Source organism: Streptomyces sp. Root1304, assembly GCF_001426405.1.
Lineage (GTDB): Bacteria > Actinomycetota > Actinomycetes > Streptomycetales > Streptomycetaceae > Streptomyces.
In genome coordinates this window covers 395400-408681 of sequence record NZ_LMEP01000001.1, presented here as the reverse complement: position 1 = coordinate 408681, position 13282 = coordinate 395400, and the positions used below count along the sequence as shown (strand labels likewise).

Annotated in this window: 13 protein-coding genes and 1 riboswitch; of the genes, 9 read left to right on the top strand and 4 right to left on the bottom strand. The window is 73.9% G+C overall.

The features are described from left to right. Positions 1 to 91: 91 nt before the first annotated feature. From ASD33_RS01820 to ASD33_RS01810, 3 genes are read left to right on the top strand one after another with little or no spacing between them, the layout of a single operon-like run. A complete protein-coding gene (locus tag ASD33_RS01820; protein WP_056552126.1) occupies positions 92 to 1873 on the top strand; it encodes a hypothetical protein in 1782 nt (593 codons plus the stop codon). Next, positions 1866 to 2270 carry a hypothetical protein gene (locus tag ASD33_RS01815; RefSeq protein ID WP_056552123.1) on the top strand — a complete coding sequence of 135 codons (405 nt, stop codon included), beginning with the start codon at positions 1866 to 1868 and terminating at the stop codon, positions 2268 to 2270. Before ASD33_RS01820 ends, ASD33_RS01815 begins: the two co-directional genes overlap by 8 nt. A 1-nt stretch (position 2271) precedes the next feature. Next, positions 2272 to 3225 (top strand): hypothetical protein, encoded by a 954-nt coding sequence (locus tag ASD33_RS01810; RefSeq protein ID WP_056552120.1) that lies wholly within the window; start codon positions 2272 to 2274, stop codon positions 3223 to 3225. Between the two features lie 149 nt (positions 3226 to 3374). Here ASD33_RS01810 and ASD33_RS01805 read toward each other — a convergent pair whose 3' ends face one another. Both ASD33_RS01805 and ASD33_RS01800 read right to left on the bottom strand, forming a co-directional pair. Further along, positions 3375 to 4139, bottom strand: coding sequence for an isocitrate lyase/phosphoenolpyruvate mutase family protein (locus tag ASD33_RS01805; RefSeq protein ID WP_056552117.1), 765 nt, complete (start codon positions 4137 to 4139; stop codon positions 3375 to 3377). Further along, complete coding sequence (locus ASD33_RS01800) at positions 4136 to 4657, bottom strand: carboxymuconolactone decarboxylase family protein (protein ID WP_056552113.1); 522 nt, start codon at positions 4655 to 4657, stop codon at positions 4136 to 4138. The genes ASD33_RS01805 and ASD33_RS01800 overlap by 4 nt, the downstream gene beginning before the upstream one ends. Before the next feature lie 46 nt (positions 4658 to 4703). Between ASD33_RS01800 and ASD33_RS01795 the strand changes: the two genes are divergently transcribed. Together ASD33_RS01795 and ASD33_RS01790 are read left to right on the top strand one after the other, a co-directional pair. Further along, positions 4704 to 6194 (top strand): PLP-dependent aminotransferase family protein, encoded by a 1491-nt coding sequence (locus ASD33_RS01795; RefSeq protein ID WP_056552110.1) that lies wholly within the window; start codon positions 4704 to 4706, stop codon positions 6192 to 6194. A gap of 61 nt (positions 6195 to 6255) precedes the next feature. Then, positions 6256 to 6630, top strand: coding sequence for a hypothetical protein (locus ASD33_RS01790; RefSeq protein ID WP_056552107.1), 375 nt, complete (start codon positions 6256 to 6258; stop codon positions 6628 to 6630). 49 nt (positions 6631 to 6679) lie between these two features. On the opposite strand, the gene ASD33_RS01785 is transcribed toward ASD33_RS01790, so the two are convergent. Beyond that, complete coding sequence (locus ASD33_RS01785) at positions 6680 to 7525, bottom strand: hypothetical protein (RefSeq protein ID WP_056552104.1); 846 nt, start codon at positions 7523 to 7525, stop codon at positions 6680 to 6682. A 185-nt stretch (positions 7526 to 7710) separates the two neighbouring features. Between ASD33_RS01785 and ASD33_RS01780 the strand changes: the two genes are divergently transcribed. Both ASD33_RS01780 and ASD33_RS01775 read left to right on the top strand, forming a co-directional pair. After that, positions 7711 to 8013 (top strand): hypothetical protein, encoded by a 303-nt coding sequence (locus tag ASD33_RS01780; RefSeq protein ID WP_056552101.1) that lies wholly within the window; start codon positions 7711 to 7713, stop codon positions 8011 to 8013. A 14-nt stretch (positions 8014 to 8027) separates the two neighbouring features. Next, entirely contained in the window at positions 8028 to 9212 is a 1185-nt protein-coding gene (locus tag ASD33_RS01775; protein ID WP_056552098.1) for a glutathionylspermidine synthase family protein, read from the top strand. Between the two features lie 194 nt (positions 9213 to 9406). Here the strand turns inward: ASD33_RS01775 and rocD are convergent, their stop codons facing one another. Further along, positions 9407 to 10612, bottom strand: coding sequence for an ornithine--oxo-acid transaminase (gene rocD, locus ASD33_RS01770; RefSeq protein WP_056552095.1), 1206 nt, complete (start codon positions 10610 to 10612; stop codon positions 9407 to 9409). A 108-nt stretch (positions 10613 to 10720) separates the two neighbouring features. Continuing rightward, a riboswitch (ZMP/ZTP riboswitch) is annotated at positions 10721 to 10811 on the top strand. A 73-nt stretch (positions 10812 to 10884) separates the two neighbouring features. Between rocD and glyA the strand changes: the two genes are divergently transcribed. Together glyA and trpS are read left to right on the top strand one after the other, a co-directional pair. Continuing rightward, entirely contained in the window at positions 10885 to 12150 is a 1266-nt protein-coding gene (glyA, locus tag ASD33_RS01765; protein ID WP_056552092.1) for a serine hydroxymethyltransferase, read from the top strand. Between the two features lie 117 nt (positions 12151 to 12267). After that, a complete protein-coding gene (gene trpS / locus ASD33_RS01760) occupies positions 12268 to 13281 on the top strand; it encodes a tryptophan--tRNA ligase (protein WP_056552088.1) in 1014 nt (337 codons plus the stop codon). Position 13282: the final 1 nt, after the last annotated feature.

The following is a 13282-nucleotide window of genomic DNA, read 5'->3' as shown; positions in this document are numbered from 1 at the left end:
ACAGGGCACCCCCGGCTCCCCTATGCTGGCCCACCGGTTCGCCGTCAAGTGGGCCGTACGCAGGGACAGTTGCCGCATCCTCGGGGGAGTCATGGCGTCATCGTTCGTACCCCGGCAGCCCGAAGGGCCACCCACACCGCCGCCGGGCGCGCCGGCGGCCCTCGGCCCGCGCCGGACACCGGCCACCAGCGAGGCGACCCGGCTGCTCTGCGCCGGCGCCTACCTCGACGACGCCTTCCGCGACGCGGTCGTCGACGAGCTCTACGTCCACGAGGAGCGCTTCGCCGCCCCCTCCCTCGGCTTCGACGCGAGCCGCGTCCTCGCCCACGCGCTGCGCGCCCGCCGCGTCGAACTCGGCTGGGCCGCCGGCATCCTGGCCCTCTGGATCATCGCGCTGCCGCTGACCAAGGGTCTGATCGGCCTGCTGATCGTGCCGTTCCTCGTCCTCGGCCTGGGCCGCTGGATCCGCGGGCGCTCCGCCACCGCCCCCGTGTACCGGGTCGTCCCGGCCTTCGTGCTGCGCTGGTACGGGCGGTTGATGCTCGTCCAGTCCGCGCTGCTGCTCCTCCTGCTGGCCTTCGGCGACCTGGAGCGCGGCGGGGAGTTCCTCGGCGACGGCTACGGCGGCGGGTACGGCGACGACCTCGGGTTCGGCGAACTCCTCGGCCTCGGCGTCAGCGTCGCCGCCGAGGAGATCTGGGGGATCGGCAGGGCGGAGGTGTGGATCACCCTCGCCGTGCCGCTGCTCGTCGCCTGGGCGGTGGCCACCCAGCGCGGCCAGTTCGCCCGCGCGCTCACCGAGGAACTGTCCCGGGACCGCTTCCCCGACCAGCACTCCGACCCGGCCGAGCGCGCCGAGGGAGTCAGGTTCCGCAGGCTGCGCGACCGGATCAGGGTCGAGCAGCACGCCCGGCTCGTCATGTACGGGGCCGACGACCCGTTCTGCGGCGCCGGTGAGCCGTACGAGCCCTGGTCGCTCTCCGTCGAGCTGCGCCCGCGCGCGGACCTCGGGGAGGACGGCCCCGAGCCGCTCGACAACAGCGCCGTCATGCGGCACGTCGTCCCGCTGGTGGAGGCGCTGCGCGTGCCGTCGCCGCACGGTTCGCCGCAGCTCAGGGAAGCGGTACGGGACCGGCTGCGCGAGCTGGAGATCGACGAGGTCGTCTTCCTGCCGGTCGACGGGCTGCCGGCCCGCACCGCCGCCCCGTACAGCCCCGAGGGGTACGAGCGGCACCGCTCGGGCTCGATCGAGGAGGGCGGCGAGGCCCGCCGTCACTTCCTGCGCATCCGGGTCGGCGGCTGGGACGAGGAGATCGTCACCACCGTCTTCGTCCGCGTCCACACCCAGGGCGGGATGCTGATGCTGGAGGTCGCGCCGCACGTGCTGCGGCCGGTGAAGCCGCTCTACCGGTACGCCGACCGGATCGCCCACCGCTACCGGCACAACCACACCTTCGGCAAGGCCGTCTGGGCGCTCGGGCAGACCCCGCGCTCGGCAGGGCAGGCCCTGGTCACGATCGGGCGTTCCCTCGGGCACGCCTGGCGGCTGCTCACCGGCGGCCACGCCCGCGCGCTGCCCGAGGGGCCCGGGCTCTCGGTCCGCGAGCTCGGCTCCGACGACGAGGCGTCCCTCTTCCAGGAGATGGACGTCAGCCGCTATCTGAAGAGCGTGCAGGACCGGGTCACCAACGGGGTGACGTCCGCGCTGCGCGAAGCGGGGTACGAGACGGCCGAGTTCGAGCAGCGGATCGTGCACGTCGCCGAGGGCGGCACGTTCATCGAGAACACCCGGGGCAACGTCACCCTCGGCAACCACAACACCGTCACCAGCAAGACCTTCACCCAGGCGACCACCGGAGGCAACCGTGGCTGAACAGGACAACGGAACGGGCACCGGGACCGGCGGCGAGCGGGCCCGTGGCGACATCCGGATCACCAACACCGGCGGCAACGTCACCATCGGCGACCACAACACCGTCACCCACACCGTGTACGGCACCCCGCCGGACCGCGACCCGGCCCACGAGGAACTGCTCCTGGCCGTCCGCAGGCTCCGCGCCGATCTCGAAGGGGTCGTCCCCACCGAGCGGACCGCCGCCCTCGACGCCGAACTCTCCGACGCCGAGGACGAGATCGAGGGCACCGGCCGGGCCGATACCGGACGGCTGACCCGACTGCGCCGGGCCCTGGGGGACGCGGGCGCGGTGACCGGCATCCTCGCCTCGGGCGTGGCCGTGGGCCAAGCGGTCGCGGCCCTGCTCGGAGGGTGAGATGAGCGGCTACGGGGCCGGGGGAGGGCCCCGCTGGAACGACGGGACGCAGCGCTGGGAGACCGGTCCTGGCCCGTCCGCACCCGCGCCGGAGCACGGGCCGGAGCACGGTCCGGAAGCCGCACCGCCGTACGCCCCCGCGCCTGCCCCCGCTCCCGGTCCCGCCCCCGCGTACCTGCCGGAGACGGGCGGCTGGCAGTACTCCGTGGTCGACGCCGGCCCGGCGGCACGCACGCGCGCCCGCCCGCGTACAGCCGTCGTGGTGGGGGCGGCCGTGGCCGTCCTGGTCGCGGGTTTCGTGGGCGGCCTGCTGTTCTGGAACGGTGACGACGGGAAGAGCCCGTCGGCCGGCGACTCCCCGTCCGCGGTGTCGGTGTCGCCGTCCGCGTCGGACTCCGAGACCGACGGGAGCGGGGACGCGACGCCGACCGACGGGACCGACGGCACGGACGGGACCGACGGCACCGGTGACCCCACCTCCGCCGCGCCCTCGGACGACGTCCCCCCGCCCGGCTCCCACCTCGTGGACGACCCCACGGGCTTCCGGATCGCCGTCCCCCTGACCTGGAACCGCACCGAGTCGGACCAGGGCGTCTTCTACACCGCGCCGGACGGCACGAGCCTGATCCAGGTGTACGTGGTCACCGAACCCGGCCTGACGCCGTACGACGCCCTGCGCGCGGCCTCCGAGGACGGCCGGGCGAACAAGACCGACTACCGCGAGATCCTGCTCGAACGGGTCACCGGCGATCCGGGCGCCGCGACCGGGGCGGCCGAGCTGGTGTACGCGTACACCCGTGAGGACGGCAGCCGCCGCAAGGTGGTCGACCGGGCCTTCCTCGCCGCGGACGGCACCCACTACGCGATCCTGGCCGCAGGCCCGGAGAGCGAATGGCCGAGCCAGCGCGGAGTCCTCACCGGGGCGCTGAAGTTCTTCCGCCCCGGCGCGGGATGACGGACGGCGGCGGCCGGAGCGGGAACAGCGCACCCCCGAACCCGCTGTTCCCGCTCCGGCCGCGCTAGAAGTGCCGCGCTAGAAGTGCCGCGCCAGGAGTGCCCTGCTGGGAGCGCCCTGCTGGGAGAGCCCCGCCCGGACTGCCCCGCTCAGAGCGCCCCGCCGTCCCTGACCTTCGCCGCCAGGTCCGCCAGGTCCCGCGCCGCGCGCACCAACAGTCCGTCGCCGAAGGTGACGCGGCTCGCGCCGAGCCGGCCGAGCTCGGCGAAGGACGGGCCGCCCGGGAGGGCGAGGACGTTGAGCGGCAGATCGCCCAGCGCGGCGCGCAGCGGCGGGAGGTCGCCCGGCGGGGCGGCGATCGGGTAGACGCAGTCCGCGCCCGCCCCGGCGTAGAGCAGGGCGCGGGCGAGCGCGTCCGCCGCGGGCTCGGGCGCCCGCCGGATGTACGTGTCCACGCGCGCGTTGAGGAAGAGGCCGGGGCCCGCCGCCGCCCGTACCTCCGCCAGCCAGTCGGCGTGCGCCCGAGGGTCCCTGAGGCGGCCGTCCGGGCCGGTGTCCTCCAGGTTCACCCCGACGGCCCCCGACTCCCGTACACGCTCGACGAGTTCGTCCGGGGCGAGCCCGTACCCGCCCTCCAGGTCCGCCGTGACGGGCACGGAGACCGCGCGGACGATCCGGGCCACGGCGGCGAACATCTCCGCCGCCGGGGTCGCCCCGTCCTCGTGTCCGAGGGCGACGGCGATACCGGCGCTCGGCGTTGCCAGCGCCGGGAATCCGGCGGCTTCGAAGGCGCGGGCGCTGACCGCGTCCCACGGGCCGGGCAGGACGAGCGGGTCCTCCGCCGGGCGGTCCCGGTGGAGGGCGCGCAGGACGGCCGCACGCCCCTCCCCGGTCCCGGTCGCCGTCCCGCTCATCCCGAGCGCGGGGTGTAGTGGCCGGGTGTCATCCGGGTCGTGACGGCGATCCGGTTCCAGGCGTTGATGACGACGATCGCGCCGATCACCCGGGCGAGTTCGGTCTCGTCGAAGTGCGCGGCGGCGCGGGCGTACACCGCGTCGGGGACGAAGCCGTCGGTGAGGACGGTGACGGACTCGGTGAGCGCGAGGGCGGCCAGTTCCCGTTCGGTGTAGAAGTGCCGGGACTCCTCCCAGGCGGAGAGCTGCACGATCCGCTCGACGGTCTCGCCCTCGGCGAGCGCGTCCTTGGTGTGCATGTCGACGCAGAACGCGCAGTGGTTGATCTGCGAGGCCCTGATCTTGATCAGGTGGTAGAGCGTCGGGTCGATGTCCTTCGCCGCCGCCGTCTCCAGGCGGAGCATGGCCCGGTAGAACTCCGGGACGCGCTCGGCGAGGGGGAGCCGGGGGGCGTGCTCGTGGGCGTACTCGGCCGGCGCGGCGGCCGGGGTTCCGTCGAGGTCGGTGTGCGTGGTCATGACTTCACCGTACGAGCCGGGTGGCACAGGAGTATGGTCCATTTCCATGGCAAACGAGTGGGCCATATTCGGGGCCGACCTCCATCTGGAACTGCGCGGACCGCGCCTGCGGGCCGGCCTCATGGACGCCCTGCGGGAGGCGGTGCGCAGCGGGCGGCTGGCGGCCGGCACCCGGCTGCCGTCCTCCCGGTCGCTCGCCGCCGACCTCGGCATGGCCCGCAACACCGTCGCCGACGCCTACGCCGAACTGGTCGCCGAGGGCTGGCTGACGGCCCGCCAGGGCTCCGGCACCCGGGTCGCCCGCCGGGCCGAGCCGCGCCGGGCCGAACCCCGCCGCGCGGGCTCCCGCACGGCCTCCCCGCGGCCCACCGGCCTCGCGGGGGCCGCCGTGCCCGCCGGGACCCCCCGCCCCGTCCCGCCCGCCGGGCTCGCCCCGCCGCGCGCCTCCGCGCCCGCGCACAACCTCAAGGCCGGCACCCCCGACCTCGCGTCCTTCCCGCGCGCCGAATGGCTCAAGGCCTACCGGCGGGCCCTCACCGCCGCCCCCAACGAGGCCTTCGGGTACGGCGATCCGCGCGGCCGGATCGAACTCCGCACCGTCCTCGCCGAGTACCTGGCCCGCGCCCGGGGGGTCCACGCCCGGCCCGAACGGATCGTGATCTGCGCGGGTTTCGTGCACGGGCTGATGCTGATGGGCCAGGTGCTGCGCGCCAGGGGCGTACGGGACGTGGCGGTCGAGTCGTACGGCCTCGGGCTCCACGCCGGACTCCTCACCGGCGCGGGCCTCGGCACCCCGGCGCTGCCCTTCGACGGGCGCGGCACCCGGGTCGAGGCGCTGGCGGACGGGGACGCCGGCGCCGTCCTCATGACCGCGGCCCACCAGTTCCCGCTGGGCGGCGCGCTGCCACCGGACCGGCGCGCGGCGGTCGTCGACTGGGCGCGGACCTCGGGCGGCCTCGTCCTGGAGGACGACTACGACGGGGAGTTCCGCTACGACCGGCAGCCGGTGGGCGCGCTCCAGGGCCTCGACCCCGACCGTGTCGTCTACTTCGGCACCGCGAGCAAGTCCCTCGCGCCCGGGCTCCGGCTGGCGTGGATGGTGCTGCCGGACGGCCTGGCCGGTGAGGTGGTGGCGGCGAAGGGGGCGGTGGACTGGGTGTGCGGGGCGCCGGACCAGCTGGCGTTCGCGGAGTTCCTGGCCTCGGGGGCGTACGACCGCCACGTCCGGGCGATGCGGCTGCGCTACCGGCGCCGCCGCGACCAGCTGGTGGCGGCGGTCGCCGCGCACTCGCCCGAGACCCGGGTCAGCGGGATCGCGGCCGGTCTGCACGCGGTCCTGGCCCTGCCGCCCGGCACGGAACAGGAGGTCCTGCGCGCCGCCGCGTGGCACGGCCTCGCCGTGCAGGGCGTCAACCAGTTCCGCAGGCCCGGGGTCCCCGCGACCCTGGACGGCCTGGTCGTCGGCTATGCCACGCCGACGGACAGCGCCTGGCAGGGCGCCCTCCAGAGCCTGTGCCGGGTGCTGCCCCAGGGATGACCCGGGGTCCGGCCGTCAGAGGCAGGCTCTAGCCTGTCCCTGACAACAGGGGGTGCCGCGGATGCGGAGGACGAACGGCCCGAAGGCCCTGGTGGTGGCCGCGCTGGTCCTGACGGGTCTCCTCTCGGCCTGCGGCGCGCGGGAGCCCGATCCGGAACAGGCCGCGGCCTGGCGGGAGGACTACTGCACGCGTCTGTCGGCCTGGCAGCGCTTCGCCCACGACCCGGCCGTGCGGGACAACGACGACGACCCCGGGCTGATGGCCGCGGCGGTGCTCTCCGCGGCGAAGGTCGTCGACCGCGAGCACCTCGACCACGAGGGCAGCCACGTCCTGGACGACACCGCCCAGGCGGTCGCCCACGACGACCGGGACGCGGAGGGCCGGGTGTCGGCGTACTGCTCCGCGGTGGGCTTCGAGACGCTGATGAAGTACTAGGCCCTAGCCGACGACGAAGCGCCGGGGGGCGAAGCGTCGGGGCGAAGCCCTAGACCGCGTCCCGCGCCGCCTCGGTCCCGACGGTGGCCGGTTCCGGGGGTTCGCCGAAGCGGGCCAGGGTCAGGGAGCCCGCCACCGCCACCGCGAAGCCCAGGACCGCCATCCAGCCGTAGCCCTCGCGCGTGGTGTCCCCGAGCCAGGCCACGCCCACGATCGCCGGGCCGATCGTCTCGCCGAGCACCGCGCCCGCCGTGGCCGTGGTCACCGCGCCGCGCTGGAGCGCCGAGGTCAGCAGCAGGAACGCGGCCCCGCCGCCCACGAGGAGCGCGTACCAGACGGGGTCCGCGAGGTCGATGCCGTCGATCAGCCGGACCGCCACCTCCACCACCCCGAAGCCGAACCCGGCCCCGAGGCCCAGGACGAGGGCGCGGGACCGCTGCGGCAGCCGGCCGCCGACCACGCCGAGCAGCAGCACCCCGAAGGCCGTCGCGAGGAGCGCCCAGCGCAGCGCGTCCGAGCCGTCCCGGTGCCCCTCCCGCCCCGAGGCGAGCGCGAGCAGGGCGAGTCCCGCGCAGACCACGGCCACCGCGGCCCACTCCACCCGGCTGAGCCGCACCCGCAGCACCCGGGAGGCGATGACCGCCGTGACCGCCAGGCTCGCGGCGAGGGCCGCGCCGACCACGTAGATGGGGAGGGTGCGCAGGGCGACGATCTGCAGGACGAAGCCCAGACCGTCCATGCCGAGGCCGGCGAGATACCGCCACTGGCGCAGCGCCCGCCACATCAGGGCGACGTCGACACCGCTGCCGGTCCCCGGCGGCGCGGCGCGGGCCGCCATCGCCTGGAGGACCGAGGCCGCACCGAAGCAGACCGACGAGGCGAGCGCACAAATCATCCCGAGAAGCACGAAACGACTCTAGGTCCTGTCGCCGGAGCGGCAGCCTGGTCCCGGCCGGGTCGCGGCCGGAAACGACCGGCCTACACTGTGCGGTCGCGACAGGCGTGGACGCGACAAGCGTGACCGCGGGGCGCGACAGGCGCGGCCCCGGTGGCCGTGCGCGCGAAGGGGAGGCGGACGGAATGCGGAGGCTGAGGTCGAGCACGGTGGTGCTCGGCGGGATGGGCGTGCTCGCGGCGACGATCACCGCGTGCGGCTCCGAACCGGACAAGCGGTGCGTGGATCCGCTGACCCGGGAGGAACTGCCCAGCTACCGCTGCGAGAGCGGTGGCGGTGGCGGCGATGACGACGACAACGGCAGCACCAACCGCGGTTCGTACTACTACGGCGGTTCCGTCCGCGACAAGCGGGTGAGCGGCGGCAGCTTCGACAAGACCGCCGTGGACACCGGCGGCTTCGGCTGCTCCGGTTCCGGCGGCGGCTGAGAGGGGCCCGGCCCATGGAACGGCACACCATCGAACCCCGCCCCGGCTGGCAGGAGACCGTGGAGGAGCAGGGGCTCGTCTACCCGCTGACCCGGCACCCGGACGGTTCGCTCCGCCCCTACTGGGACGAGAGCGCGTACTACTCCTTCACGCTGCCCGAGGTCGAGGCGCTGGAGGAGGTCGTCGAGGAGCTGCACGCGATGTGCCTGGCGGCCGCCGCGCACATCGTCGAGCAGGACCGTTTCGCCGAGCTGGGGATCACCGATCCGAAGCTGGCGGGCCTGGTCGCCGAGTCCTGGCGGCGCCGCGCCGAACTCCCCTCCCTGTACGGGCGGTTCGACCTGCGCTACGACGGTACGGGCCCGGCCAGGATGCTGGAGTACAACGCCGACACCCCCACCTCGCTCGTGGAGGCCGCGAGCCCGCAGTGGTTCTGGATGGAGGAACGGTTCCCCGGCGCCGACCAGTGGAACTCCCTCCACGAACGGCTCGTCGACGCCTGGAAGCGCCAGGCCCCGCTGCTGCCCCCGGGCCCGCTGCACTTCGCGCACTCGGACGGCGACGAGCTGGGCGAGGACCTGATGACGGTCGCGTACCTGCGCGAGACCGCCCAGCAGGCCGGACTCGACACCGAGGCGCTCTCCGTCGAACGGATCGGCTGGGACCGGCTCTCGCGCCGCTTCGTGGACGACCGGCTCCGCTTCATCCGCAGCTGCTTCAAGCTCTACCCCTGGGAGTGGCTGACCACCGACCGCTTCGGCGGGCACGTCCTGGACACCCTCGACAACGGCGGCGGCACCGGCACGACCTGCTGGATCGAGCCCGCCTGGAAGATGCTGCTCTCCAACAAGGCGCTGCTCGCGATCCTGTGGGAGCTGTACCCGGGGCACCCCAACCTGCTGCCCGCCTATCTCGACGGGCCCCGAGAACTCGCCACGACCACCGGCTGGGTCGCGAAGCCGCTGCTCGGCCGGGAGGGCGCGGGCGTCACGCTGCACGAGGCCGGCACGGAGCCGTTCGTACGGGACGGGGAGCCCTGCTGCTACCAGGAGCTGGCCCCGCTGCCGGACTTCGACGGCAACCGGGTGGTGCTCGGCGCGTGGGTCGTCGAGGACGAGGCGGCGGGACTGGGCATCAGGGAGTCGGCGGGGCTCGTCACCGACGAGTACGCCCGCTTCCTGCCGCACGTGATCCTTTAGGGACACGGACCCGGCAGGGGCGCCGGCCCGGCACCGGCGCCCACCTGGCAGGGCGCCGGCCCGACACCGGCGCCCACCTGACACCGGCGCCCACCCGGCAGGGCGCCGGCCCGAAGCGGACGGGTCGGCGTCGGTGCCCCCTCGCCGGGCGCCTTCCGCGGCACGACGAAGGGGCACCTCGGGCGCCCGGGGCGTCAGCCCGCCAGCACCCCCCTCAGCTGCTCCAGACCCCAGTCCAGGTCCTCCTTCGAGATCACCAGCGGCGGCGCCAGCCGGATCGTCGAGCCGTGGGTGTCCTTCACCAGGACCCCACGCTCCATCAGCTTCTCCGAGATCTCCCGGCCCGTGCCGTGCGAGGGCGCGATGTCCACCCCGGCCCACAGGCCGCGGCCGCGCACCGCCTCCACCGCGCCGCCGCCCACCAGCAGCCCCAGCTCCGCGTGGAGGTGCTCGCCCAGCTCCGCCGCCCGCTCCTGGTACTCGCCCGTCCGCAGCATCGCGATCACCTCCAGGGCCACCGCGCAGGCCAGCGGGTTCCCGCCGAAGGTCGACCCGTGCTCGCCCGGCCGGAACACCCCGAGCACGTCACGGTCGGCGACCACCGCCGACACCGGCACCACCCCGCCGCCCAGCGCCTTCCCCAGGACGTACACGTCCGGCACCACGCCCTCGTGCTCGCACGCGAACGTCCGCCCCGTCCGGCCCAGGCCCGACTGGATCTCGTCCGCCATGAACAGCACGTTCCGCCGCCGCGTCAGCTCCCGCACCCCCGCCAGATAGCCCGCCGGCGGCACCAGGACCCCCGCCTCGCCCTGGATCGGTTCGAGCAGCACCGCCACCGTGTTCTCGGTGACCGCCGCCTCCAGCGCCGTCAGGTCCCCGTACGGCACGATCTCGAACCCCGGCGTGTACGGACCGAAGTGGTCCCGCGCCTCGTGGTCCGTGGAGAAGCTGACGATCGTCGTCGTCCGGCCGTGGAAGTTGTTCGCCGCGACCACGATCTTCGCGTGCCCGTCCGGCACGCCCTTCACCTCGTACCCCCACTTCCGGGCCGTCTTCACGGCTGTCTCGACCGCCTCCGCGCCGGTGTTCATCGGCAGCACCGCCTCCTTGCCGCACAGCTCCGCGAGCTGTGTGCAGAAGTCGGCGAACCGGTCGTGGTGGAAGGCGCGCGAGGTCAGCGTCACGCGCTCCAGCTGGGCCTTCGCCGCGTCGAGCAGACGCCGGTTGCCGTGCCCGAAGTTGAGCGCCGAGTAGCCGGCGAGCATGTCGAGATAGCGGCGCCCCTCGACATCGGTCATCCAGGCGCCGTCCGCCGAAGCGACGACGACCGGCAGGGGGTGGTAGTTGTGCGCGCTGTGCGCGTCCGCGGAAGCGATGGCGTCTTCTGTCCTCGACACGGGATCTCCGTTCGTCCTGCGGCTCGGGGGGTGCGTGTGGCCCCTTTCCTATCGTCGCTCGGATGCCGGACCGGGAAACCTCGCGGACGACGCGCGAGCTACTCTGAGAACACGCACGGCGACTGGCGTACGGGGAAGCGACCCCGGGGGAGCCGTGCGCGGCAGACCGCACGAGACGCCGCCCGCCTGGGCGTCACGGGACCGACGTCCCGCGCGGCGCCGCGCCTCCCACGCCGCGCCCCGGGACCCACCGACGCCCGGAGGACACCGTCGTGAACGCCCCACAGCACCCCGCACTCACTGCCGCCGACCCCGAACTCGCCGCCCTCGTCGGCGCCGAGGAACGGCTCCAGGCCGAGACCCTCCGCCTCATCCCCAGCGAGAACTACGTCTCCGCCGCCGTCCTCGAAGCCTCCGGCACCGTCCTGCAGAACAAGTACAGCGAGGGCTACCCCGGCCGCCGCTACTACGAGGGCCAGCAGAACATCGACCAGGTCGAGACCCTCGCGGTCGAGCGCGCCAAGGCCCTCTTCGGCGTCGACCACGCCAACGTCCAGCCCTACTCCGGCTCCCCGGCCAACCTCGCCGTCTACCTCGCCTTCGCGAAGCCCGGCGACACCGTCATGGGCATGGCCCTGCCCATGGGCGGCCACCTCACCCACGGCTGGGGCGTCTCGGCCACCGGCAGCTGGTTCCGCGGCGTCCAGTACGGCGTCCGCCAGGACACGGGCCTCATCGACTTCGACGAGGTCCGCGACCTCGCCCTCAAGGAGCGCCCGAAGGTGATCTTCTGCGGCGGCACCGCGCTGCCCCGCACGATCGACTTCGCCGCCTTCGGCGAGATCGCCCGCGAGGCCGGTGCCGTGCTCGTCGCCGACGTCGCCCACATCGCCGGGCTGATCGCGGGCGGCGCGCACCCGTCCCCGGTCGGCCACGTGGACGTGATCTCCACGACCACCCACAAGACGCTGCGCGGCCCGCGCGGCGCCATGCTGATGTCCCGCGCCGAGTACGCCAAGGCCCTCGACAAGGCCGTCTTCCCCGGCCTCCAGGGCGGCCCGCACAACCAGACCACCGCCGCCATCGCCGTCGCCCTGCGCGAGGCCTCCCTGCCGTCCTTCCGCGACTACGCCCACGCCGTCGTCGCCAACGCCCGGGCCCTCGCCGAGGCGCTCCTCGCCCGCGGCTTCGACCTGGTCTCCGGCGGCACCGACAACCACCTGATCCTGATGGACCTCACCTCCCGGCAGGTCCCCGGCAAGATCGCCGCGAAGGCGCTCGACCGGGCGGGCATCGTCGTCAACTACAACACCGTCCCCTACGACCCCCGGAAGCCCTTCGACCCCTCCGGCATCCGCATCGGCACCCCGTCCCTGACCTCCCGCGGTCTCGGCACGGAGCACATGGCCGCGGTCGCCGGCTGGATCGACCGCGCCGTGACGGCCGCCGGCACCGGTGACGAGGACGCGCTCGCCGCCGTCCGCGCCGAGGTCGCCGACCTGATGGCCGCCTTCCCCGCGCCGGGCCTGCCGGTCTAGGGCAGGGCCGACCCCGCGCCGCCGGTCCCGGTGGCGCGGGGCCCGTACGGCGCTGTGTCCGTGGTCTCACACGCCGGTAGTCGGGGATCGCTTCCCACACCTGAGAGAATGATGTGCATGGCCTCTGACAGTCCCCGCGTGCTCTCCGGAATCCAGCCCACCGCAGGCTCGTTCCACCTCGGCAACTACCTCGGCGCCGTCCGCCAGTGGGTCGCCCTCCAGGAGACCCACGACGCCTTCTACATGGTCGTCGACCTGCACGCCATCACGGTCCCGCAGGACCCCGCCGAGCTGCGTGCCAACACCCGGCTCGCCGCCGCCCAGCTGCTCGCGGCCGGTCTCGACCCGGAACGCTGCACCCTGTTCATCCAGAGCCACGTCCCCGAGCACGCCCAGCTCGGCTGGGTCATGAACTGCCTCACCGGCTTCGGCGAGGCCTCCCGCATGACCCAGTTCAAGGACAAGTCCGCCCGGCACGGCGCCGACCGCGCCACCGTCGGCCTCTTCACGTACCCGGTGCTCCAGGTCGCGGACATCCTGCTCTACCAGGCCGACCAGGTCCCGGTCGGCGAGGACCAGCGCCAGCACATCGAGCTGACCCGCGACCTCGCGGAGCGCTTCAACGGCCGCTTCGGCGACACGTTCACGATCCCCTCGCCGTACATCCTCAAGGAGACGGGGAAGATCTACGACCTCCAGGACCCGTCGATCAAGATGAGCAAGTCGGCGTCCACGCCGAAGGGTCTGATCAACCTCCTGGACGACCCGAAGGTCACCGCGAAGAAGGTCAAGAGCGCGGTCACCGACACCGACACCGTGATCCGGTTCGACCCGGAGAACAAGGCGGGCGTCTCCAACCTCCTCGGCATCATGTCCACGCTCACCGGCACGTCCGTCGACGACCTGGTGAAGGGCTACGAGGGCAAGATGTACGGCGCGCTGAAGACGGATCTCGCCGAGGTCATGGTGGACTTCGTCACGCCGTTCCGGACCCGCACCCAGGAATACCTGGACGACCCGGAGACGCTGGACTCGATCCTGGCCAAGGGAGCGGAGAAGGCCCGCGCGGTCGCCGCCGAGACGCTGGCGCAGACGTACGACCGGATCGGTTTCCTGCCCGCCAAGCACTGAG